Origin of the sequence: Citrobacter sp. Awk 4, from assembly GCF_028069725.1 — a bacterium.
In the GTDB taxonomy this organism is placed as follows: domain Bacteria; phylum Pseudomonadota; class Gammaproteobacteria; order Enterobacterales; family Enterobacteriaceae; genus Citrobacter_D.
Map to the genome: position 1 here is coordinate 107,900 of NZ_JANEWG010000007.1, position 22,283 is coordinate 130,182.

The 22,283-nt window shown below is 53.1% G+C and carries 22 protein-coding genes; 10 read left to right on the forward strand and 12 right to left on the reverse strand.

The annotated features are described in order from the left end of the window. Positions 1–92: 92 nt before the first annotated feature. Positions 93–923, reverse strand: a complete 831-nt coding sequence (locus NNO04_RS04680) for an alpha/beta fold hydrolase (protein WP_271443682.1) — start codon at positions 921–923, stop codon at positions 93–95. A gap of 285 nt (positions 924–1,208) precedes the next feature. Here NNO04_RS04680 and rnk point away from each other — a divergent pair, with 285 nt between their 5' ends. The 3 genes from rnk (at position 1,209) to uspG (ending at position 2,404) form a co-directional block, all read left to right on the forward strand. Further along, positions 1,209–1,619, forward strand: coding sequence for a nucleoside diphosphate kinase regulator (gene rnk / locus NNO04_RS04685; protein WP_271443683.1), 411 nt, complete (start codon positions 1,209–1,211; stop codon positions 1,617–1,619). A 143-nt stretch (positions 1,620–1,762) separates the two neighbouring features. Further along, entirely contained in the window at positions 1,763–1,852 is a 90-nt protein-coding gene (gene yldA / locus NNO04_RS04690; RefSeq protein WP_271443684.1) for a small membrane protein YldA, read from the forward strand. 123 nt (positions 1,853–1,975) lie between these two features. Beyond that, a complete protein-coding gene (gene uspG / locus NNO04_RS04695; RefSeq protein ID WP_271443685.1) occupies positions 1,976–2,404 on the forward strand; it encodes a universal stress protein UspG in 429 nt (142 codons plus the stop codon). A gap of 139 nt (positions 2,405–2,543) precedes the next feature. Here the strand turns inward: uspG and ahpF are convergent, their stop codons facing one another. Both ahpF and ahpC read right to left on the reverse strand, forming a co-directional pair. After that, positions 2,544–4,109 carry an alkyl hydroperoxide reductase subunit F gene (gene ahpF, locus NNO04_RS04700; RefSeq protein WP_271443686.1) on the reverse strand — a complete coding sequence of 522 codons (1,566 nt, stop codon included), beginning with the start codon at positions 4,107–4,109 and terminating at the stop codon, positions 2,544–2,546. A 210-nt stretch (positions 4,110–4,319) separates the two neighbouring features. Continuing rightward, entirely contained in the window at positions 4,320–4,883 is a 564-nt protein-coding gene (ahpC, locus tag NNO04_RS04705) for an alkyl hydroperoxide reductase subunit C (protein ID WP_008501015.1), read from the reverse strand. 386 nt (positions 4,884–5,269) lie between these two features. Between ahpC and dsbG the strand changes: the two genes are divergently transcribed. The 3 genes from dsbG to NNO04_RS04720 all read left to right on the forward strand — a co-directional run bounded on the left by dsbG (position 5,270) and on the right by NNO04_RS04720 (position 8,195). After that, the gene (gene dsbG, locus NNO04_RS04710; RefSeq protein ID WP_271443687.1) at positions 5,270–6,016 is read left to right on the forward strand and encodes a thiol:disulfide interchange protein DsbG; all 747 of its coding nucleotides are present in this window, start codon (positions 5,270–5,272) and stop codon (positions 6,014–6,016) included. A gap of 353 nt (positions 6,017–6,369) precedes the next feature. Next, positions 6,370–7,593, forward strand: a complete 1,224-nt coding sequence (locus tag NNO04_RS04715; protein WP_271443688.1) for a phosphoadenosine phosphosulfate reductase — start codon at positions 6,370–6,372, stop codon at positions 7,591–7,593. After that, positions 7,578–8,195: an IbrB-like domain-containing protein gene (locus tag NNO04_RS04720; RefSeq protein WP_271443689.1), complete on the forward strand. Its 618-nt coding sequence runs from the start codon at positions 7,578–7,580 to the stop codon at positions 8,193–8,195. The genes NNO04_RS04715 and NNO04_RS04720 overlap by 16 nt, the downstream gene beginning before the upstream one ends. Positions 8,196–8,237: 42 nt before the next feature. On the opposite strand, the gene NNO04_RS04725 is transcribed toward NNO04_RS04720, so the two are convergent. From NNO04_RS04725 to entC, 7 genes are all read right to left on the reverse strand, one after another. After that, positions 8,238–8,435 carry a YbdD/YjiX family protein gene (locus NNO04_RS04725; RefSeq protein WP_271443690.1) on the reverse strand — a complete coding sequence of 66 codons (198 nt, stop codon included), beginning with the start codon at positions 8,433–8,435 and terminating at the stop codon, positions 8,238–8,240. A gap of 58 nt (positions 8,436–8,493) precedes the next feature. Beyond that, positions 8,494–10,599 carry a pyruvate/proton symporter CstA gene (gene cstA, locus NNO04_RS04730; protein WP_271443691.1) on the reverse strand — a complete coding sequence of 702 codons (2,106 nt, stop codon included), beginning with the start codon at positions 10,597–10,599 and terminating at the stop codon, positions 8,494–8,496. Positions 10,600–10,780: 181 nt separating this feature from the next. Next, positions 10,781–11,194, reverse strand: coding sequence for a proofreading thioesterase EntH (gene entH / locus NNO04_RS04735; protein ID WP_271443692.1), 414 nt, complete (start codon positions 11,192–11,194; stop codon positions 10,781–10,783). 2 nt (positions 11,195–11,196) lie between these two features. Next, the gene (gene entA / locus NNO04_RS04740; protein WP_271443704.1) at positions 11,197–11,952 is read right to left on the reverse strand and encodes a 2,3-dihydro-2,3-dihydroxybenzoate dehydrogenase EntA; all 756 of its coding nucleotides are present in this window, start codon (positions 11,950–11,952) and stop codon (positions 11,197–11,199) included. Then, positions 11,952–12,809 carry an isochorismatase gene (locus NNO04_RS04745; RefSeq protein ID WP_271443693.1) on the reverse strand — a complete coding sequence of 286 codons (858 nt, stop codon included), beginning with the start codon at positions 12,807–12,809 and terminating at the stop codon, positions 11,952–11,954. Before NNO04_RS04745 ends, entA begins: the two co-directional genes overlap by 1 nt. Before the next feature lie 13 nt (positions 12,810–12,822). Beyond that, on the reverse strand, positions 12,823–14,433 hold the full coding sequence (entE, locus tag NNO04_RS04750) for a (2,3-dihydroxybenzoyl)adenylate synthase EntE (protein ID WP_271443705.1): 1,611 nt from the start codon (positions 14,431–14,433) through the stop codon (positions 12,823–12,825). Positions 14,434–14,442: 9 nt separating this feature from the next. Continuing rightward, positions 14,443–15,618 carry an isochorismate synthase EntC gene (gene entC / locus NNO04_RS04755; RefSeq protein ID WP_271443694.1) on the reverse strand — a complete coding sequence of 392 codons (1,176 nt, stop codon included), beginning with the start codon at positions 15,616–15,618 and terminating at the stop codon, positions 14,443–14,445. Between the two features lie 213 nt (positions 15,619–15,831). Here entC and fepB point away from each other — a divergent pair, with 213 nt between their 5' ends. Beyond that, positions 15,832–16,752 (forward strand): Fe2+-enterobactin ABC transporter substrate-binding protein, encoded by a 921-nt coding sequence (fepB, locus tag NNO04_RS04760; protein WP_271443706.1) that lies wholly within the window; start codon positions 15,832–15,834, stop codon positions 16,750–16,752. Between the two features lie 72 nt (positions 16,753–16,824). On the opposite strand, the gene entS is transcribed toward fepB, so the two are convergent. Next, entirely contained in the window at positions 16,825–18,060 is a 1,236-nt protein-coding gene (gene entS / locus NNO04_RS04765) for an enterobactin transporter EntS (protein ID WP_271443695.1), read from the reverse strand. A gap of 110 nt (positions 18,061–18,170) precedes the next feature. On the opposite strand from entS, the gene fepD reads away from it, so the two are divergent. The 3 genes from fepD to fepC are packed head-to-tail and all read left to right on the forward strand — an operon-like array spanning position 18,171 to position 20,967. Continuing rightward, positions 18,171–19,181 (forward strand): Fe(3+)-siderophore ABC transporter permease, encoded by a 1,011-nt coding sequence (gene fepD, locus NNO04_RS04770; RefSeq protein WP_271443696.1) that lies wholly within the window; start codon positions 18,171–18,173, stop codon positions 19,179–19,181. Next, positions 19,178–20,170 carry an iron-enterobactin ABC transporter permease gene (fepG, locus tag NNO04_RS04775; protein WP_271443697.1) on the forward strand — a complete coding sequence of 331 codons (993 nt, stop codon included), beginning with the start codon at positions 19,178–19,180 and terminating at the stop codon, positions 20,168–20,170. Before fepD ends, fepG begins: the two co-directional genes overlap by 4 nt. Beyond that, positions 20,167–20,967, forward strand: a complete 801-nt coding sequence (gene fepC, locus NNO04_RS04780) for an iron-enterobactin ABC transporter ATP-binding protein (protein ID WP_271443698.1) — start codon at positions 20,167–20,169, stop codon at positions 20,965–20,967. The genes fepG and fepC overlap by 4 nt, the downstream gene beginning before the upstream one ends. A 54-nt stretch (positions 20,968–21,021) precedes the next feature. Here fepC and wzz(fepE) read toward each other — a convergent pair whose 3' ends face one another. Beyond that, a complete protein-coding gene (gene wzz(fepE) / locus NNO04_RS04785) occupies positions 21,022–22,164 on the reverse strand; it encodes an LPS O-antigen length regulator Wzz(fepE) (protein WP_271443699.1) in 1,143 nt (380 codons plus the stop codon). Between the last annotated feature and the right edge of the window lie 119 nt (positions 22,165–22,283).

The following is a 22,283-nucleotide window of genomic DNA, read 5'->3' on the forward strand; positions in this document are numbered from 1 at the left end:
CGGTGCATAAGCCGCACCGGTTTAACGCCAATTGCGCTTCGCTCATCTCCCTGTTGAGTTAAGAGGATCAGCGCAGAACAATCCGTCAGCCATTATGACTGGATAAACGTCAGCAGATCCTGATTAATCTGGTGTTTATGGGTGGTACAAATACCGTGCGACCCCCCTTCGTAGATTTTCAATTGCGCGTCAGGCAACATCGCCGCCGCCGCTTTACCGCATGTTTCAAGCGGGACGATTTGATCATCATCGCCATGAATAACCAGCGTCGGAATCGTCATTCTTTTGAGATCGTCCCGCAGGTCGGTTTCTGAAAACGCCTTAATACAGTCGTACAGGGCTTTGATTGACCCTTGTAACCCCTGCTCGACAAAACTCTCGCGCACCGCTTTTGACTCTTTTTCTCCGGCCCGGTTGTAGCCATAAAACGCTGCGGTAAGCTCATAGAAAAAGGCAGCGCGATCGTTGACGACACCTTGTCGGATGCCATCGAACACCTCTTTCGGTACGCCGTTGGGGTTAAAATCTGTCCTGACCATGATGGGCGTTACGGCACCGATAAGTACAGCTTTTGCGACTCGCTGTGTCCCGTGGCGGCCAATGTAGCGCGCGACCTCGCCACCGCCAGTCGAATGCCCAACATGCACGGCATCTTTTAAATTCAGATATGACGTCAGCTCGGCCAGGTCATCGGCATATTGATCCATATGATGACCGTCCCAGGGTTGCGCCGACCGGCCATGACCCCGACGATCGTGAGCAATCACGCGAAACCCTTTCGAACCCAGAAAAAGCATCTGATCTTCGAACGCATCTGCCGTCAGCGGCCAGCCGTGGCTAAAGACGATGGGCTGTCCGCTGCCCCAATCTTTAAAGTACAGGTAACTGCCATCTTTTAACGTGAGTTTGTCGTACAGGCTCATGAGGTCTCCTTTAAGGGAACGCTGAGTGTATGGACCCGCCAGCGGCGAGCGCTTAAAAAGCATAATGCAAATTTGAGAACGATCCCGTTTTTCGACTAAAATTCACTCAGTGATATAATCACCATCAATGTTAAGGATTTGCCTGAATGTGAACTAAATCACTTCAAAGAAGGGGTAAGTCTCAGTATCATCAGGAAAGCTAAACCCTCGCCGCCAGACGGTGAGGGTTTTCTTTTGGGATTATTTACCTGCGCTACTCGCAGTATCGACGACATGGAGTAATAAATGTCCAGACCAACTATTATCATCAACGACCTCGACGCCGAACGCATCGACCGCCTGTTGGAGCAACCTGCGTTTGCCGGTTTACCGATTGCTGATGCGTTAAACGCAGAGCTGGATCGCGCCCAAATGTGTTCTCCAGAAGAGATGCCGCATAACGTCGTGACCATGAACAGTCGAGTGAAATTCCGTAACCTTACCGACGGCGAGACGCGCGTCCGCACGCTGGTCTATCCGGCGAACATGACAGACAGCAGCAGCCAATTGTCGGTGATGGCTCCGGTTGGCGCTGCCCTGTTAGGTCTGCGCGTTGGCGACACCATTCACTGGGAGCTGCCAGGTGGCACCTCCACGCACCTTGAAGTGCTGGAGCTTGAATACCAGCCAGAAGCTGCGGGCGATTACCTGCGCTAACACAGTCTTTTCAAAGCCAACCGCGTTATCTTGCAGAGGATGCATATGCATCCTCTTCCCGGTTAAATATCAACCAAATTTATCATTCCTGCTTTTTTTACGACCAACTAACCTGATTGGGGTATCTGTCGGCGGAAAAGCGTATGGCTGAAGTTCTCGGTATCACGGTAGTGTATATCCTGATAGCAGCGATTCTCGTTGCCGCGGTGCTATTTCTCGAACAGCACTGGTAATCCCTTATCCCGGAATTGTCTCCTCTCTAATCCTTTAATAAACTAAATCTGTGCCGTGACTGACAGAATCATATTCATTAGTATGATGTTATATGTTCATGCGATAACAAGGAGAGACTGCTTATGTACAAAACAATCATTATGCCGGTTGATGTTTTCGAAATGGAACTGAGTGACAAGGCCGTACGCCACGCTGAATTTTTGGCGCAACAGGATGGCGTCATTCATCTGCTGCATGTCCTGCCGGGTTCCGCCAGTTTGAGTTTGCATCGGTTCGCCGCCGATGTTCGCCGCTTTGAAGAGCATCTGCAGCACGAAGCGGAAACCCGTCTGCAAACGATGGTCGGTCATTTCAGTCTTGATCCTTCGCGGATTAAGCCGCATGTTCGATTTGGCAGCGTGCGGGACGCCGTCAACGAGTTAGCGGAAGAGCTGAAGGCAGATGTGGTGGTTATTGGGTCGCGAAACCCGTCAATCAGCACACATCTTCTCGGTTCTAATGCGTCAAGCGTTGTTCGCCATGCCAACCTGCCCGTGTTAGTCGTGCGTTAATTCGCCCGAGTCTGATACTGAAAAGCCCTGCCAGGAATCTGTCCGGCAGGGCTTTTTGTTGTTACTGAGAACAATAAAAAAACCGCCTGGAATTTCACAGGCGGTTTGAGCTTGCAGGTGACAGTCTTACTGTCTTTTTTTATGCGGTCTTGGTGCGAATCAGATAATCAAACGAACTCAGGGAAGCTTTGGCGCCCTCACCCGTCGCAATAATTATCTGCTTGTACGGTACGGTGGTGCAGTCACCGGCGGCGAATACGCCCTTCACGCTGGTTTCACATTTCGCATCAATGATGATTTCACCCATGCGGTTACGTTCAACAGCGCCTTCCAGCCAGTTAGTGTTCGGTAACAGACCAATCTGCACAAAGATACCCGACAGCGCAACGTTGTGGACATCGCCACTGACACGGTCACGATACTCAAGCCCTGTGACTTTGCTGCCATCGCCTTTCACTTCAGTAGTCTGCGCGTTCAGGATGATATCGACGTTTTTCAGGCTACGGACTTTATCCTGCAGTACCTGATCGGCTTTCATTTCAGGCGCAAATTCCAGCAACGTCACGTGCTCCACAATACCGGCCAAATCGATAGCCGCTTCGACACCGGAGTTACCACCGCCAATGACGGCGACACGTTTGCCTTTAAACAACGGGCCATCGCAGTGCGGGCAATAAGTGACGCCTTTAGTACGATATTGGTCTTCCCCCGGCACATTCATATTGCGCCATTTGGCCCCCGTCGCAATGATAATGCTTCGGGCTTTCAGCACCGCCCCGGATGCCGTTTGAATCTGGTGCAGACCGCCTTCTTGCGTGGCTGGAACCAGTTTGCTGGCGCTCTGGCTATCAATCACATCCACATCGTAATCATCGACGTGCGCTTTTAAGGCACCCGCCAGCTTTTGCCCTTCGGTTTTCGGCACCGAAATGTAGTTTTCGATATCCACGGTATCGAGTACCTGACCGCCAAAGCGTTCACCCATCAATCCCGTGCGAATGCCTTTACGCGCAGAATAAACAGCTGCCGCCGCGCCCGCCGGGCCTGAGCCGACAATCAGCACATCGTACGCATCACGCTTGTTCAACTCTTCTGCTGCGCGTTTTTCTGCACCAGTATCGACTTTCGCGACGATTTCCGTCAGGGTCATACGCCCCTGGCCGAACTCTTTGCCGTTAACGTAAACCGCCGGAACGCCCATCACATTACGTTCGGTGATTTCGTTCTGGAATGTTCCGCCGTCGATTGCCGTATGCTTAATACGTGGGTTCAGCACCGCCATCAGGTTCAGCGCCTGCACCACATCCGGGCAGTTGTGGCAAGAGAGCGAGTAATAGGTTTCAAACTCAAAATCACCGTCGATTTCGCGGATCTGCTCAAGAAGCGATTGCGCTTCTTTCGACGGATGACCGCCAGTCCACAACAGCGCCAGAACCAGAGAGGTAAATTCATGCCCCAACGGGGAACCAGCAAAACGCGGACCCTGGGTTGAACCTGGGTTGGTTATCAGGAAAGACGGCGTGCGTACAGCCAGGCTATTGTCTTCTTTAAAGGTGACTTTCTCTGACAGTTCAGCAATTTCAGTCAGCAGTTCCTTGATTTCCGCCGATTTGGCGCTGTTATCCAGCGTGGCAATCAGCTCAACAGGTTTCGTCAGCTTCTCAAGGTAAGCCTTGAGCTGGGTTTTCATGTTAGTGTCGAGCATCGTTAATCTCCTGCTTTAAAAACATCATCATGCAAGCGGCCTCATTCGGCTGCCTGGATGCGGCTTGCATCATGGGGTTTGAATGAAATGGGCGCTGATGCGCCCATTAATTGCCGGGTGGCACTTCGTTTACCCGGCCTACGATGTTGTAGGCCCGATTAGTAGGCCGGATAAGCGTAGCGCCATCCGGATTCGAAGCACCTTAAAGGCTTAGATTTTACCAACCAGGTCTAAAGAAGGAGCTAAAGTCGCTTCGCCTTCTTTCCATTTCGCCGGGCAAACTTCACCTGGGTGAGAAGCAACATACTGAGCCGCTTTCACTTTACGCAGCAGGTCAGACGCATCACGGCCAATGCCTTCAGCGGTAACTTCGATAGCCTGAATGATACCCTGCGGGTCAACAACGAAGGTTGCACGGTCAGCCAGACCTTCGTCTTCACGCATGTTGTCGAAGTTACGGGTCAGGGCGCCAGTCGGGTCGCCGATCATCGCATATTTGATTTTCGCGATGGTTTCAGAGCTGCTGTGCCATGCTTTGTGAGTGAAGTGGGTGTCGGTAGATACAGAGTAAACGTCTACGCCCAGTTTCTGCAGTTCATCGTAATGGTCAGCAACGTCGCCCAGTTCAGTCGGGCATACGAAAGTGAAGTCAGCCGGATAGAAGAAGAAGACGCTCCAGCGGCCTTCGGTATCTTTTTCGGTAACTTCGATGAATTCACCGTTTTTGAACGCCTGGTTTTTGAAAGGTTTAATTTTAGTGTTAATCAAGGACATCTATACTTCCTCCGTGTTTTCGTTGGGTTGTAAGTTAACGAAATTTTTCCGATTCGGCTAATGCGTTTCCATTATCAAATCAATAAGCGTTATCTAACAACCGACGCAAGACAACTTTGTGAACCCTAAGCCGCCAACCGGCGACAAAAAGTAAAAAGGCCCCCTTTTCAGGCGGCCCCATTACCTGAACTACCCGTAGGTAACTTCAGTGCCAGTGAAACTGGCTATGTGTTGCGCTCTACATTACCTTAACAAAGGCTGTAACAGCGAAGGGGATTACAACACCCCACTGAAGAAAGGGCAATCATCCGGCTTAAGGTCTTCTCTATGGCTGCGATAGGTTTGATCATCGACCTTTCTTTCGCACTGATTTTTAAGGAAAAACAATGCTAAAACGAACACTACTGCTCGCTCTCCTCCCTCTCATCGCTCAGGCGGAAGAACTGCCAGCGCCGGTCAAAGCCATCGAAAAACAAGGTATTACAATTCTGAAATCCTTTGACGCACCGGGCGGGATGAAAGGTTACCTGGGAAAATACCAGGACATGGGCGTCACCATTTATCTCACCCCGGACGGCAAACAGGCGATATCCGGGTACATGTATAATGAAAAAGGTGAGAACCTCAGCAATGCGTTGATAGAAAAAGAGATCTATGCACCCGCCGGGCGAGAACTGTGGCAGCGCATGGAAAAGTCATCCTGGCTGTTAGACGGTAAAAAGGATGCGCCCGTTGTACTTTATGTGTTTGCCGATCCTTTCTGCCCTTACTGCAAGCAGTTCTGGCAACAGGCACGCCCCTGGGTAGAATCCGGCAAAGTACAATTGCGAACCCTGCTGGTTGGCGTGATAAAACCGGAAAGTCCGGCAACTGCGGCTGCGATTCTGACCACAAAAGATCCGGCAAAAACCTGGCACGACTATGAAGCCTCGAATGGCAAACTCAAGCTGGAAATCCCGACATCTGTTCCTCCTGAGGCGATGCGTATCCTGAACGCCAATCAAAAAATCATGGACGATCTGGGGGCCAACGTTACCCCCGCTATCTACTATATGAATAAAGAAAATACGTTGCAGCAGGTTGTGGGATTACCAGAAAAAGCGCAACTGGATGCCATGATGAATAGTCGTTAACGTCAATATAAAGGGTGATTGTTCTCATTCCAGTCACCCGGCTAAATAAATCACTTCCCTTACCGCCGTGAGCCAGTTGTTGCAAAAACTGTGCGTTCAACGCAATGAAATGTATAACCGCACATCGTTAAGCAATAAATAGTTTTCAGAATATATATCCTGATTAAATCAGGAGTAATAAATAACAAATATTACCTCTCTTATCCTAATTAAATTAATTCACGCCCTTTATTGGTGGTTATTGTATATTCATAAACACAATGCTTTTAACTGTTGCATGTTTAAATATTTAGCATATCTTATATTAAAACATTTCGAGTAAAATCAAATTGCTATTATGAGTCACTACCAAAATGTCCATCTATAAATATCCGCTTGATCAAAATGTCCTGGAGGCCGCGCAAGAGCGCATTATGTGGACGCTTGAAACGCTCCCACGGGTCTGTGTGTCATTTTCTGGCGGTAAAGACTCTGGTCTTATGCTGCATCTGACCGCAACTCTTGCCCGCCAATTAAAGAAAAAAATATGCATATTATTCATTGACTGGGAAGCGCAATTCTCTTGTACCATTGAGTATGTCCAGGCGCTGAAAAATGATTATTCCGATGTCATCGACGATTTTTATTGGGTTGCCCTGCCTCTGACGACACAAAATTCATTATCCCAATACCAACCAGAATGGCAATGCTGGGCCCCCAATACAGACTGGGTGCGTCAACCGCCAGCGGATGCTATTACTGATCCTGGCTATTTTCCTTTCTATCAACCGAATATGACCTTTGAGCAATTTGTTCGTTTTTTTGCTGACTGGTTTTCTAACAAGCGCCCTGCCGCCATGTTGATCGGTATTCGTGCCGACGAGTCTTACAATCGGTTTGGCGCTATCGCCTCCTTACAGAAGCAGCGTTTTGCTGATGACAAACCCTGGACAACGTCCGCGCCAGGCGGACACACCTGGTACATTTATCCAATATATGACTGGAAAACCGCAGACATCTGGACCTGGTTCGCGAAAACGAACAAGCGCTGTAATCCATTGTATAACCTGATGTACCAGGCTGGCGTACCTACCCGCTACATGCGGATTTGCGAACCCTTCGGCCCGGAACAACGCCAGGGGCTGTGGTTGTACCATGTCCTCGAACCCGAACGCTGGGCTGCCATGTGCGCGCGCGTGAGCGGTGTGAAAAGCGGTGGTATCTATGCCGGTCACGACAACCATTTTTATGGTCATCGAAAACTCTTAAAGCCCGATCATCTCAGCTGGAAGGAGTACGCTTTACTGCTGCTGAACAGCATGCCGGAACAGACCGCTGATCATTACTGCAATAAAATCGCCGTCTATTTACAGTGGTATAAAAAGAGAGGTCTGGACGATATTCCCCAAACGCAGGAGAGCGATATTGGAACAAAAGATATCCCGTCATGGCGACGTATCTGCAAAGTGCTGCTGAATAATGATTACTGGTGTCGGGCGCTCTCTTTCAGTCCTACAAAACCGAAAAGTTACCAGCGTTATAACGAACGCATGAAAACGAAACGTCAGGAATGGGGAATATTATGCAACAACGATTAACTCAGGAATTAACCCACTTTCTCTCGGCGCTGCCGGAAGAGGAACGGATCCGCGCCATTAACGAGTTCAGAATTGCCATCCACAGCGTCAGCCCTTTTCGTCATGAGCCTGTCGACTGCGTATTATGGATAAAAAACGAACAAATCACCCCTAACGATTACAACCCAAATAATGTGGCGCCGCCGGAGAAAAGACTGTTACTAAAATCCATTGAAGCAGACGGCTTCACACAACCAATTGTCGTGGCGCAGTCCAGTGAGGATAGCTACGATATCGTGGACGGTTTCCATCGACATGAATTAGGGAAAGGAAAAGCGGCGCTAAAAGCGCGTCTGAAAGGCTATCTGCCCGTCACCTGCCTGGAACGCACGCGCCATGAACGTATTGCGTCCACGATTCGTCACAACCGCGCACGAGGCCGCCACCAGATCCACGCCATGTCAGAAATCGTTCGTGAACTCTCACTACTGGGTTGGGACGAGAAAAAAATCGGTAAAGAGTTAGGGATGGATGATGATGAAGTGCTGCGTCTGAAACAAATCAACGGCCTGCAGGAGTTGTTTGCAGGTCGCCAATTTTCGAAAGCCTGGACGGTGAAATAACGCCAGTTGACCACATCACCGATTCTGGAAGAGTGAACAAAACTAGCAACAACGCGCGCCGCCTTTTCCACCGTAGCGCGCGTCCTGCCGCTCACGGAAAAATTCTTCATACGTCATCGGCGTTTGATCCGGATGCGTGATGCGCATGTGCTCAACATAGTTGTCGTAGTCCGGCACGCCGATCATCAACCTTGCCGCCTGGCCTAAGTATTTCCCGGCTTTTGAGAGCGTATCAAACATAGCGGTTACCTGTTATGCAAGCGCCCTCTCCGGTCGGAGAGGGCTTAATAATTGAAGATTAGTGCGCGCCTTTCGCCTGTGCCACAATCTCTTCCACATTTTCCGGCATCGACTCATACGGCGTCTCTTTCGCCGTCGGTTTGTCGACCTTCAGGGCAGCCAACGCTGTCTTGATGGAGAACACTGCCAGCACCACGACCACCACCATGAAGAAGACGGTCAGACCGGCATCCAGACGGTTGTTAAACACCAGCTGTGACAACTGCGATTCGGTGTACTGCGCCGGGATCTTGCCGCTGTCGATCATCGCCTGGAATTTATTGGCGATAGCCAGGAAGCCCACTTTGTTGTCCGGGCTAAACGCTTTTTGCCAGCCAGCGGTGAGCGTACAAATCAACAGCCAGGACGTGGGTACGAGCGCAACCCATGCGTAACGCTGACGTTTCATCTTGAACAGGACCACTGCGCAAAGCATCAGCGCCATACCCGCCAGCATCTGGTTAGCAATACCGAACAGCGGCCACAGGGTGTTAATACCGCCCAGTGGATCAACCACGCCCTGATGCAGGAAGTAGCCCCAGGCCAGCACGCAGAGCGCTGTCGCAAGCAGGTTGGCAGGCAGTGAATCGGTACGTTTCAGCCCCGGAGAAACCACACCCAGCAGATCCTGCAGCATAAAGCGCGCTGCGCGGGTTCCTGCGTCCACCGCCGTCAGAATAAACAGCGCTTCAAACAGGATCGCGAAGTGATACCAGAACGCAACATCCATCATTCCGCCGAGCGCGCCATGCAGAATGTAAGCCATCCCCACCGCCAGCGTCGGTGCGCCGCCTGCACGCGAGATAATGGATTGCTCACCCACTTCACTGGCGATTTGATGCAGCGTGTCCGGCGTGATAGCAAAGCCCCAACTGCTCACCACTTGCGCCGCAGACGCCACCACATCAGTGGTACCGGCTGGCGCCAGGACAGCCATTGGGCTGTTCATGGCAAAGTACACGCCCGGATCGATAATACAGGCGGAAACCAGCGCCATAATGGCGACGAAGGATTCCATCAGCATACCGCCGTAACCAATAAAACAGGCCTGGCCTTCGTTCGCCAGCATCTTCGGCGTGGTGCCGGAAGAGATCAGCGCGTGGAATCCGGAGACCGCCCCACAGGCAATCGTAATAAACAGGAACGGGAACAGGTTGCCCGTCCACACCGGCCCTGTACCGTCAACAAACTTGGTCAGCGCGGGCATGGTCAGCGTGGGGCGCATAATCAGAATGCCGACCGCCAGACCCACGATGGTGCCAATTTTCAGGAAGGTAGAGAGGTAATCGCGCGGTGCCAGCAGCAGCCATACAGGCAGTACTGCCGCCACAAAACCGTATCCCACCAGCATCCAGGTCAGTTGTACGCCGGTGAAATCGAAGTACGGCGCCCAGGTCGGGCTTTCGGCCACCCAACCACCGGAAATGATGGCAAAGACCAGAAACACCAAACCGATGACCGACACTTCACCAATCCGCCCAGGGCGCAGATAACGCAGGTAAACCCCCATGAAAATCGCCAGTGGAATGGTAAACGCCACGGTGTAGGTTCCCCACGGACTGTGGGTCAGGGCTTTGACGACAATCATCGCCAGCACCGCCAGAATAATCACCATGATCATAAAACAGGCCACCAGCGCAATGACGCCTGCTGTAGGGCCCATTTCCTCTTTGACCAATTCCCCCAACGAGCGACCGTCGCGGCGAGTCGAGACAAAGAGCACCATGAAATCCTGTACCGCCCCGGCTAACACCACGCCAGCCAGCAGCCAGATCATGCCGGGCAGGTAGCCCATCTGCGCCGCCAGCACCGGTCCCACCAGCGGGCCCGCGCCAGCAATGGCGGCAAAATGGTGACCGAACAGCACTTTTTTGTCGGTAGGGACATAATCCAGACCGTCGTTATGACGCACGGCAGGCGTCATACGCGTCGGGTCAACCGCCAGCACATTTTTGGCGATATACAGACCATAAAAACGGTAGGCTATGAGATAGACACAGACTGACGCCACCACAATCCACAGCGCGTTGATCTGTTCACCACGGTTAAACGCAATATATCCCAGGGCAAATGCTCCCATAACAGAGAGCACTGTCCAGATGAGGTATTTCCCTGATTTATTCATGGTTGTTGTCCGTTTGCGTGTTCCAGAGAGATGTTACATTTTGTTTCTATAACATCTTTGCTGGTTTTAACAACATGACAACCTCATAAACCAGAGATATCACTGATTATTTACATTGCATTGTTAACTGGATCACTCCATTCACCTGTTGCCCTGCAAATATCATTTTATTTTGCCGACATTACCCCAGAACAGCAGTCCCTAAACGGCAGGTGCAACAACGTCGTTCTTGTTCGTCAAAGACCGCAATTTCCCAACTCTGAGTTTGCCGTCCGATATGCAGCGGCTGGCACACAGCGCGCACTTTTCCCTGTGATACCGCCCGGTGGTGCGTGGCGTTCAGTTCAGTGCCGACAACGCACTGCCCATCGCGGGTCATCAGATAACCCGCCATTGAGCCCAGCGTCTCCGCCAGCGCTGCTGACGCCCCGCCATGCAGTAAACCAAACGGCTGGTAAGTCCGGGCATCAACCGGCATTTCCGCTTCCAGCACGTCGTCCCCCAGTTGGGTGTATACAATACCCAGATGCGCCACCATCGTGTTCTGGCTGGTCGCGTTCAGTTCTTCAAGCGTTAAATGGCGTTTCCAGATCATCGTTATGCCCCCAGCGTTGAGCCGCCATCGACCACAATATCCTGCAGCGTAATGTGGCTCGCCAGATCGGAAGCCAGAAACAAAATGGTATTGGCGATCTCCTGCGGACGCGCGATTTTTCCCAACGGAATGCCGAGTTTAAACTGCTCGCTGAAACCGCGAATTCGCTGCTGTTCGGCGTCATCACTGACCCACAACGAGCGCTGCATATCGGTGTCCGTTGACCCCGGTGACACGAGATTGCACCGCACGCCACTGGCGGCCAGTTCCAGCCCGACGGTCAGCGCCAGACTTTTCAGCGCCGCTTTCGATGCGCCATAAGCGCTCATGCCAATCCGCGGCGTATGTGCGGCATCGGAAGCCACGGTGACGATTGCCCCCCCCTGCTGGCGACGAAACTGCGCCATCGTCTGCTGGAAGAGATTAAACGCGCCGCCCACGTTGACGGCAAAGGTCTGCTGCCATTCATCAGCACTGAGTTCATCCGTAGCGCCCATGCGCAAAATTCCCGCCGCGTTAACCAGCACATCCAGACGTTCGGTTTTGTGCAACAGGCGCTGGCATACCTGCGCCACCTGCTCACGCTGCGCAATATCCATCACTTCCGTAGCAAACGGATAGTCGTCGCGCGTAAATTCACGATCGAACCCTGTAACATGCGCGCCCGCGTCGACAAACGCCCGCGCCGTCGCGTAGCCAATGCCTTTTCCGGCACCGGTCACCCAGACAGTTTTGCCCTGGAAATCAAACCCTGCCATCATTTCACCTCACGGGAGAGCAGCGTCCACCAGGCGTCAATCGTCGGGTTCTTCGCTAACATGACAAAATCGATGTCGCGGTGTACCTTACGCCAGCGTGCCGCCAGCGCCATCATGCGTACGGAATCCAGACCGTAGTCGATCAGATTTTCATCGTCCATCGGCTCGTCGGACTCATCCAGCAATGGCAGGATTGTCGCTCGCAGCGCCTGTTTGCTGGCAGGCACCGGCGTGGGCAACAGTTCTTGCGTCATGACCACGCGGCCGGTGCGTCCCGCCACATAGTTCAGCGACATCAGATGTTCGTCACGACTAAAGTCGGCCAGCGCATCCGCCACCATAAACGGCTTAATATCACGCATGAAGGCATCCGTGGCGGTGGTCATACAACCAATGTGCGCATACACCCCGGTAATGATCAGTTGGTTGCGGCCGGTTTCTTTCAGCATTTGCTCCAGCGGAGAACGGTGGAATGCGCTGTAACGCCATTTCACCAACACGTTATCGGCCTCATCCGGCGCCAATGGCCCGACAATTTTTTGTTGCTCGGGAGAGCGCGTCAGCCCCGGTCCCCACATATCGTTCAGCAACGCCCTGTCTTCATCACTTTGCTCTTTAGGCTGAGCGGTGTAATAGACCGGAATATGGTGCTCTTTACAGTACTGACGCAGCGCGGCGATATTGGCGATCACCTGCTCCATCATCGGACAATTATCGCCCCAGAAGCTGACGAAATAGTCCTGCATATCATGGATAAGCAGCGCGGCACGCTCCGGTTCAACGTCCCAGTTCACTTTGCTGGCGGGAATATCCAGTGCGGTAGGCAGCGCGTAAGCCTGCAGTTTAGGAATAGCCATGTTATTTTCTCCTTCAGGCAGGTATTCGTGACGCCAGCCACTGACGTAATTGTTTTTTATCGACTTTACCTACCGGGGTCAGAGGCAGAGCCTCAACACATTCCACGCGGTCCGGTAATTTGAATTCCGCAACGCCCTGTTCACGCAGGAAACGTCGTACCTGTACCGCACGCAGCGGTGATGTCACCACCAGATATGCGCAGCTTTTCTCCCCCATCAGCTCATCTTCCATGCTGACCAACGCCGCGTGGATCACGAGAGGGTGACGCAATAACAGGTTTTCGATCTCTTCGGCGGCGATCTTCTCGCCACCACGGTTGATCTGATCTTTTTCCCGCCCCTGCACCGTGATGTATCCTGCTTCGTCGATCGAGATCAGATCGCCTGAGCAGTAAAAACCGTCGGCATCAAATGCATTGGCGTTATGTTCAGGGCTTTTGAAGTAGCCGCGAAATGTGTACGGCCCACGCGTCATCAGGCGACCGGTTTCCCCTTGCGGCAGTGGATTGCCCTCGGCATCCGCCACCCAGACTTCATCATCCGGACACATTGGGCGACCCTGGGTATGGATAATGCGCTGCGGGCTGTCGTCCAGACGGGTGTAGTTCACCAGCCCTTCGGCCATCCCAAACACCTGTTGCAACTGACAACCAATTTCGACCGGAATGCGTGCCGCCAGCGTGGCTGAGAGCCGTGCGCCCCCCACTTGCAGCAGTTTCAGCGACGCCAGTTGCGCATTGCTCCCCCACTCGCCAATGGCCTGAAGCCACAGACTGACGGCCGGGGGCACCAGCGCCGTTGAATTGATCTGATGTTTTTCAATGAGCGGGAAGCACAGCGTGGCGCTCGGATCAGCGGCCAGTACCACGGCCCCCCCCGCCAGGAATACGCCAAGCGATCCCGGAGAACTCATGGCATAGTTATGTGCTGCCGGAATGGCGCACAAATAACGCGTCTCTTCGCTGAAATGGCAGATTTCGTTGCTACGACGCACGCTGTAGTAATAGTCATTATGGGTACGCGGGATCAGCTTCGGCGTACCGGTTGTGCCGCCGGAAAGCTGAAAGTACGCCACTTCATCAGCAGGCGACGGGGTCGCAGTGAAATCTGCGGCGGGTTGATTCATCGCCTCGCGCAGGTTGTGTTCGCCCTCGTCATTAAGCAATCGCACGATGCGAACAGAGGTGTGTTCAGCAATAAACGCATTAAGGAAATCATCCCCGGCGAACAACGCATGCTGGCGATCGGCAATCAGTAACGTCGGTTCGATTTGCGTTGCGTACGCATTAAGTTCGGTTCGCTGATGGCTGAACAGCGCCAGTACCGGAGCGACACCTATCTTCAACAGGGCGAAAAAAGTGATGTATAACTCAGCCACATTGCCCAGTTGTACCAGCGCAGTTTCGCCTGCGTTAATCCCCTGACGACGCAGACTACAGGCCAGATTCTCCGAGGCTTGATTGAGCTGGCGATAGCTCAGGTGACGCTCGCCCTCAATCACCGCCGTTTTATCACTCTGCGCATGGCGGGTCAGAATGTCTGTTAAGGGCAAATCCTGCCAGTAGCCTTTTTCACGGTAGCGACGGGCAAATTCATCTGGCCATCGGGTAAACGGAATGCTCATCATCGCTCCTTAATGCAGTCCGAAAACATTCAACATGGTGGAAAGTTTCGCGCCTGTTTCACGCCACTCCGCGATCGGAGAAGAGGCAGGCACAATTCCCGCCCCCGCAAAGAAGCGCACCTGATTCTGGCGTAACGTCGCGCAGCGGATCGTCACAACCCATTCACCGTTGCCTTCGGCATCACACCAGCCGACGATGCCGCCAAACAATTCACGGTCAAACGGTTCAAGTTCCGCGATCCACTTTTTCGCGACCTGATGCGGGAAACCGCTCAACGCCGGGGTCGGGTGCAGCAGGCACGCCAGCGTCAGGGCGTTCTCTTGTGTGTTCGCTTTGCCCTCAAACGGTGTACCGAGATGCCATAGCGTTGGGGTGGCTACTAGTTGCGGAGAGGACGGAAGCTGTAATTCACGGCTGCGATCGCGCAGCACCTTTTTCATCGCCTGAGTGACCAGATCGTGTTCATGCCGGTCTTTCTCAGATGCCAGCAGACGATTCCCCGCCTCTCTGTCCAGCACATCATCAGGCTGGCGGCGAGCCGACCCGGCCAACGGCAGAGAACTGAAATGATCGCCCTCTTTACGCAGCAGCAATTCCGGGCTGGCGCCGAGCAACACTCCACCGTCTTCCAGCGGGACATGGAAGTTGTAACTAACAGGATTCTGCGCCACCAGGCGTTCCAGCAAGGCTCCGCTATCAATATTGTCGTCGGTGGTGATATCAATAAGACGCGACAACACCACTTTGTCGACTTCCGGCGTCGCCGTCAGCGCTGCCGCTTTCGCCACCATTTCCTCAAAATCATCCTGTTCAGGAATGGCATTACGCGCAACGACGTTCAACGACGGATATTCAATGAAATAGCGCGATGACTGTTGCTTTGCCGGGCGAGAAAACGCCTGCCAGGACTCTGGTATAAACAGCGATGAAGGCTGGCGTGTATCGAAGGGAATTGCGCCTACCATGATCGGGTTTTTAATCCCCTGCGATTTGGCTCTGGCAAACAGAGTATGTAGTTTTTGTTGAAACGGGCTGTCTGGGGAATCCCCATCCACAGCGGGTTCATCATAGCGGGCGAAGCATCCGGACGTCGTAAAACTGCGATACGGCGACATAAAGAAAAAATGATCGGGGGTAAGCGTTGTCATTTTCTGCTGTACATCCTCGACCAGTGACGCATCCATATCATCCTCCAAAAACAATAAAGATTTTAATAATGATTATCATTTGTATTTTCGGTCGCTAACCTAAAAGTAAACAGACGACATGTCAACTCTTGCGCTAACACATTGTGCGACTTTGACTTGCATCCCTTTTCACTAACAATGAAAATGAGAAGCATTAACTTCACTGATAACAGGAACTGATTTGTGAGATTACCTTTTCTGCCTGGCCTGATGATTGGGCTATTCGTTTTCGGATTCTCCTCAGCCCACGCCGCTGACTGGCCACGTCAGGTAACCGACAGCCGTGGAACACACACGCTGGAGCACAAACCTGAGCGTATTGTCTCTACCAGCGTCACTCTGACCGGTTCGCTGCTGGCCATTGACGCTCCGGTCATTGCCAGCGGGGCCACCACGCCCAACAACCGCGTCGGTGACGATCAGGGATTCCTGCGCCAATGGAGCGAAGTCGCGAAAGCGCGCAAGCTAAACCGTCTGTACATTGGCGAACCCAGTGCTGAAGCCGTAGCCGCACAGATGCCTGACCTTATTCTGATCAGCGCCACCGGCGGCGACTCTGCGCTGGCGCTTTACGATCAGCTCTCTTCTATCGCACCAACGCTGATCATCAACTATGACGATAAAAGCTGGCAGTCGTTGCTGACGCAGCTCGGCGAGATCACGGGGCAGGAAAAACAGGCGGCGGAACGCATCGCTGAATTTGATAAGCAGATGGCGGCGGTAAAACAGCAGATTAAACTGCCGCCACAGCCTGTCAGCGCGCTGGTGTACACCGCCGCCGCGCACACCGCCAATTTATGGACGCCTGAATCTGCGCAGGGCAAGATGATGGAGCAACTCGGCTTCACACTGGCGCCGCTGCCAGCAAACATGCAGACCAGCACCAGCCAGGGTAAGCGGCACGACATCGTCCAGCTTGGCGGTGAAAATCTGGCCGCCGGTCTGAACGGTGAGGCGCTGTTCCTGTTTGCTGGCGACAGCAACGATGCTGATGCCATTTATGCCAACCCGTTGCTGGCGCACCTGCCGGCGGTAAAAAGTAAACACGTTTACGCGCTGGGCACCGAAACGTTCCGCCTGGACTACTACAGTGCGACGTTACTGTTGAACCGTCTTGCCGCCCTGTTTTAATTTATTTTGCCGGATGGCGGCTAATGCCTTATCAGGTCTACCTATCCCGTAGGCCTGATAAGCGAAGCGCCATCAGGCGCTTGCTGGCTGTTGGCGAAAACGCCGCAACTCACTCAGCAACAGCAGCAGTAATAACCCAACAATCACCAGGCCGAATCCACTTACGCTTGCCGAGGCAACCGGTGTCATCATCGCGCCCAGACCGCCTAACAGCGCCGCGCCGATAGCATCCCCAGTGACGTTCTGCGCCGTCCACAGGCCATTAATCCTGCCAAGCATCGATTCCGGCGTTTGCGTTTGTAGCATCGTGTATTGCAGTAACGAACTGATGGCGCTGAGCCAGCCAAACAGCGCGAGGCAAATGACGCCCAACGTCCAGACAGGCATCAGGCCAAACAAGCCAATCGCCAGGAAGGAACCTACCGTGGAGGCCAGCATAATCAGACCGGGACGGACACTGTGAACCAGTTGTCCGCTGGTCAGCGCGCCTACCGCAGCGCCGAGGGGAATAGCGGCATAGAGAAAACCAATTTGCGCTGCAGACATTTGCCAGTTCAGCGCCAGCGCCGGATAGAGTACCCGCACCGCGCTTGCCATCGTCAGCAAACCACCAAGCAGCGCAATACCGCCGATAAGCGGACTGGCAAACAAAAAGCGGAACGCCGCCAGCAGCGATTTAAGCGGATGCTCACGGGGGTGAGGCGGTGGAGGCAACAGCGGAAGTCGCAATAACGGCAGCAATGTTATAAAGGTGCCTGCGGCAGCCAGACCATAGTTCCAGGCCACGCCCCCCGAGGCTAATAGCAGTCCTCCCAGCATGGGGGAGATCACCGATCCCAGACGAACCGTCAGCATTGTTATCGCCCCCGCCTGCATCAGATTTTCACGACCGACCAGTGCGGGTGTTGCCGCCAACAGCGCGGTGACGCCCAGCGAAGCAAAGAAGCCATCCCATAAACCAAGCAGATAAATCGCCAGCAGCGACGGTTCCGGCAGCAGCGCGTTCAGACACAGGCCGATGAAACCTATCCCACAGGTACTCCGCGCCAGCAGGATCACTTTTTTACGCTCATAGCGATCGGCCAATACGCCGCCTACCATCAGCCCCACAAACATTGCGCTACCGGTCAGCGTCACCGACAAACCGACCTGCCATGTTGAGTGGGTCATCATTTGGATCTGTACCGGAACCGCCACGCCGAGCAAACCCAGCGAAACGATGGAGATAAAACGGGCAAGGAAAACAGCACGGAATGCCGGGTGCGTCTTCAACAGGCTGAGATTCAACAGCCAGGATTGTCGATTCATTACAACGCCTTAATACGAGCTTTTTTAAATATCCATTCAGAGTCTGCACATGCTAACATAACCAAATAAGATCGATAACGATAATTACTATCATTATCAGGGAAGTTGATATGTCATGCTCTGTTCCCGTGACGCGCGCGATCGCCGTCCCCGGATTGTTGTTATTACTTGTTCTCGCCACTGCATTAAGTCTGGCTATCGGCGCAAAATCACTGCCAGCCTCTGTCGTTCTGGATGCACTGACCGGTAGCTGTCAAAGCCCCGACTGCATTATCGTCCTGGATGCACGACTGCCGCGTACGCTGGCCGGATTACTGGCCGGTGGCGCGCTGGGGCTTGCCGGTGCCTTAATGCAAACGCTCTCCCGCAACCCACTTGCCGATCCAGGTATTCTTGGCGTTAATGCAGGAGCCAGTTTCGCCATTGTTGTAGGTGCCGCACTTTTCGGCTATTCCTCCGCACAAGAACAACTCTTGATGGCATTTGCCGGTGCCCTTGCGGCGTCGCTGATTGTGGTATTTACCGGCAGCCAGGGGGGCGGTCAGTTAAGTCCTGTACGGCTGACGCTGGCGGGCGTTGCGCTCAGCGCGGTGCTGGAAGGGCTTTCCAGTGGTATTGCTCTACTCAACCCGGATGTGTACGACCAACTCCGCTTCTGGCAAGCGGGCTCATTGGATATCCGCAGTTTGCAAACGCTGAAGGTGGTTCTGGTGCCGGTACTGATAGCAGGCATCGTCGCGTTATGCCTGAGTCGGTCGCTCAATAGCCTGAGTCTGGGCAGCGATACCGCCACGGCGCTCGGCAACCGGGTGGCGCGAACCCAAATTATCGGTTTGCTGGTGATTACCGTGTTATGCGGGAGTGCCACGGCGATGGTCGGCCCCATCGCGTTTATTGGTCTAATGATGCCACACATGGCGCGCTGGCTGGTGGGGGCCGATCACCTCTGGTCTTTACCCGTCACACTGCTGGCTACCCCCGCCCTGCTGCTGTTTGCCGATATTATTGGTCGTGTGATTGTGCCTGGCGAATTACGCGTTTCGGTCGTCAGCGCGTTTATTGGCGCGCCGGTACTTATTTTCCTTGTCCGACGCAGACAACGCGGAGGTGCCGGCGTATGAAACACGTTTCCCGCCGTCTGATCCTGTGCTGTCTGTGGCTGATGTTCGGTGCGGTATGCATCAGTTTATGGAGCCTGCGTAGCGGCGCCGTCACACTGGATACCCCACAAGTTATCGCTGCGTTGTGGGGGGATGCGCCGCGCAGTATCACGCTGGTCGTCACCGAATGGCGTTTACCGCGCGTACTGATGGCGCTGCTTATCGGCGCCGCGCTTGGCGTCAGCGGCGCGATTTTCCAGTCGTTAATGCGTAACCCGCTGGGAAGCCCGGATGTGATGGGATTCAACACCGGCGCCTGGAGCGGCGTGCTGATAGCTATGGTGCTGTTTGGTCAACACCTGACCGCAATTGCGCTGGCCGCGATGTTAGGGGGGATACTCACCTCACTGGTGGTCTGGGCGCTTGCCTGGCGTAACGGTATTGAGACCTTCAGGCTGATTATTATCGGCATCGGCGTACGCGCGATGCTGGTGGCATTTAATACCTGGCTGCTGCTGGAAGCCTCATTAGAGACGGCACTTACCGCCGGTTTATGGAATGCGGGCTCGCTCAATGGTCTGACATGGGCGAAAACCTGGCCCTCTGCCCCGTTGATAGTCGCCATGCTGGTTTGCGCGGCGCTTTTGGTACGGCGTATGCGCCTGCTGGAGATGGGGGATGACAGCGCTTGCGCGCTCGGCGTTAGCGTGGAGCGGTCTCGTTTACTGATGATGCTGGTGGCGGTGGTTCTGACCGCCGCCGCGACGGCGCTCGCAGGTCCTATCTCTTTTATTGCACTGGTCGCGCCGCATATTGCGCGTCGCCTCAGCGGCACCGCTCGCTGGGGATTAACCCAGTCAGCCCTGTGTGGCGCAGTATTACTGCTGCTCGCCGATCAGGTTGCTCAACAACTGTTTATGCCTTACCAGTTCCCGGTGGGCGTTGTTACGGTAAGTCTTGGCGGTATTTACCTTATCGTCTTGTTAATTCAGGAGTCTCGCAAAAAATGACCGAATCAGTAGCCCGTTTGCGTGGCGACCAGTTAACGCTGGGGTACGGCAAATATACCGTGGCAGAAAATCTGAGTGTCTCGATTCCCGACGGCCACTTCACCGCCATTATCGGGCCGAATGGTTGCGGAAAATCGACGCTGCTGCGTACGTTGAGTCGCCTGATGACCCCCGCCAAAGGACACGTTTGGTTAGATGGAGAACATATTCAGCACTACGCCAGTAAAGAAGTTGCCCGTCGTATCGGTTTGTTAGCACAAAATGCCACCACGCCCGGCGATATTACCGTCCAGGAGTTAGTCGCGCGTGGTCGCTATCCGCATCAACCCTTGTTTACCCGCTGGCGCAAAGAAGATGAAGAGGCGGTCATGCGGGCCATGCGCGCCACGGGGATCACCAACCTGGCGACACAAAGCGTGGACACGCTTTCCGGCGGGCAGCGTCAACGAGCCTGGATAGCTATGGTGCTGGCACAAGAGACGTCGATCATGCTACTGGATGAACCCACGACATGGCTGGATATCAGCCACCAGATTGATCTGCTGGAGCTGCTGAGTGAACTGAATCGTGAGAAAGGTTATACCCTTGCCGCTGTCCTGCATGATTTGAATCAGGCCTGTCGATATGCCACGCATCTGATTGCGTTACGTGACGGCAAAATAGTGGCACAGGGCGCGCCGAAGGAGATTGTGACGTCGGAACTGATTGAAAAAATCTATGGATTGCGTTGCATGATCATTGAAGACCCGATCGCTGGAACGCCTCTAGTCGTACCGCTTGGACGTTCCGGAATCTAGTCTCCGGACGCCCCTGTCATGATAGCCGGAGGGCCTGACCCCTCCGGCAGACCATCAGGTCAACCGCTCTTCCATTGAGAGGGATTCTTCCATTTTACGGGATATCAATGCATGGCGCAGTAATACCCCACCGCACGCCACCATGCCGCCAATTAAAGCCGCCAGAATAATGATGACAGACTTGCCTGGACCGTCTTTCTTCACGGGCAGTGAAGGCGCCAGTTGGTATTTAAAGGGGACAAATTTGACATCCTTGACATTCATCGCGCTCAGTTGATCAACGAGGTACTGGCGATTACGTAATTCCGCGTTAATTTCATCAACGTCCGTCACAGATTTTTCGATTTCCAGCTTACGTGCAATACCGTCTGCACCCAGTGAAATGGAGAAATCAGGGTCATCTTTTACGGCCTGACCGTTACTGTAGACCGGCTTCTTGATCCCAGCTGCATTAGCGATCTCCAGTGAGTAATTGAGTCGCTGAATTTTGGCCTCGAGCTGGTTTTTGAGCCTTACCCGATCCATTGCCAGTCGCTCTTTCTCAAAACTGGTTTTGATTTCCAGTTTATTGCGAATATTCTCAAGTGACTCTTTCACCACGAGTTCAGAAATAAACTGGATATATCCTGCAAGAACCTTCTGTGCCTCTTCTTTCGTCGGTGCGGTAAAACTCAGGGTCCACGACGTATATAACGACGTTTCATTTTTCTTACCCGCATTACTGTCGACCGCTTTCATTTTTTCACTCAGCGCCACAATGGCCCGGTGCAAATCCAGCTCATCAATCCTGGCATCTTTCAGCTGATCCATAACGTAAGGTGATGAGCGGAGATAGTCTTCCAGTAATGAAGGGGATTGAAACTTCTTGATAAAAAGGTTGAATACGCCGCCGCGATCGACGCTCACATCCAAATCCATCACCCGCAGTTTCGTCAGGGTTTTCTCAAGCCCTTGCCATTGAATAGGTTCAGGTGGTGTGACAATCGCCTCACTGGTCCACTTTTGCGGCAGGAGAAATGAGATCAGTAACCCGGCACATGCAAAGACAACAACGACAGCAACAATTCGATTTTTCGCACGCCATAAAACATCAATGAGGTTTAATAAATCAATCTCATTACTATTACTGGTTGCCAATGCAGGTTGCAAGGCAGTAAATTCCGAATCTTTTTCTTGTTTAACATTAAGTGATGGCATGCCATATAACCTGAGTACAAAACTTGATGAAAGAATCCTTCTTTGACAAGATTCTAACAGCAACTCAGAATTATCCTAAGCAAACTTTGTATAATTATCTTAATGAAACACTCTATTAG

Coding starts and splice junctions, on each gene's coding strand:
- NNO04_RS04680 (WP_271443682.1), bottom strand. CDS start 923: ATGAGCCTGTACGACAAACTCACGTTAAAAGATGGCAGTTACCTGTAC.
- rnk (WP_271443683.1), top strand. CDS start 1,209: ATGTCCAGACCAACTATTATCATCAACGACCTCGACGCCGAACGCATC.
- yldA (WP_271443684.1), top strand. CDS start 1,763: ATGGCTGAAGTTCTCGGTATCACGGTAGTGTATATCCTGATAGCAGCG.
- uspG (WP_271443685.1), top strand. CDS start 1,976: ATGTACAAAACAATCATTATGCCGGTTGATGTTTTCGAAATGGAACTG.
- ahpF (WP_271443686.1), bottom strand. CDS start 4,109: ATGCTCGACACTAACATGAAAACCCAGCTCAAGGCTTACCTTGAGAAG.
- ahpC (WP_008501015.1), bottom strand. CDS start 4,883: ATGTCCTTGATTAACACTAAAATTAAACCTTTCAAAAACCAGGCGTTC.
- dsbG (WP_271443687.1), top strand. CDS start 5,270: ATGCTAAAACGAACACTACTGCTCGCTCTCCTCCCTCTCATCGCTCAG.
- NNO04_RS04715 (WP_271443688.1), top strand. CDS start 6,370: ATGTCCATCTATAAATATCCGCTTGATCAAAATGTCCTGGAGGCCGCG.
- NNO04_RS04720 (WP_271443689.1), top strand. CDS start 7,578: ATGCAACAACGATTAACTCAGGAATTAACCCACTTTCTCTCGGCGCTG.
- NNO04_RS04725 (WP_271443690.1), bottom strand. CDS start 8,435: ATGTTTGATACGCTCTCAAAAGCCGGGAAATACTTAGGCCAGGCGGCA.
- cstA (WP_271443691.1), bottom strand. CDS start 10,599: ATGAATAAATCAGGGAAATACCTCATCTGGACAGTGCTCTCTGTTATG.
- entH (WP_271443692.1), bottom strand. CDS start 11,194: ATGATCTGGAAACGCCATTTAACGCTTGAAGAACTGAACGCGACCAGC.
- entA (WP_271443704.1), bottom strand. CDS start 11,952: ATGGCAGGGTTTGATTTCCAGGGCAAAACTGTCTGGGTGACCGGTGCC.
- NNO04_RS04745 (WP_271443693.1), bottom strand. CDS start 12,809: ATGGCTATTCCTAAACTGCAGGCTTACGCGCTGCCTACCGCACTGGAT.
- entE (WP_271443705.1), bottom strand. CDS start 14,433: ATGAGCATTCCGTTTACCCGATGGCCAGATGAATTTGCCCGTCGCTAC.
- entC (WP_271443694.1), bottom strand. CDS start 15,618: ATGGATGCGTCACTGGTCGAGGATGTACAGCAGAAAATGACAACGCTT.
- fepB (WP_271443706.1), top strand. CDS start 15,832: ATGATTGGGCTATTCGTTTTCGGATTCTCCTCAGCCCACGCCGCTGAC.
- entS (WP_271443695.1), bottom strand. CDS start 18,060: ATGAATCGACAATCCTGGCTGTTGAATCTCAGCCTGTTGAAGACGCAC.
- fepD (WP_271443696.1), top strand. CDS start 18,171: ATGTCATGCTCTGTTCCCGTGACGCGCGCGATCGCCGTCCCCGGATTG.
- fepG (WP_271443697.1), top strand. CDS start 19,178: ATGAAACACGTTTCCCGCCGTCTGATCCTGTGCTGTCTGTGGCTGATG.
- fepC (WP_271443698.1), top strand. CDS start 20,167: ATGACCGAATCAGTAGCCCGTTTGCGTGGCGACCAGTTAACGCTGGGG.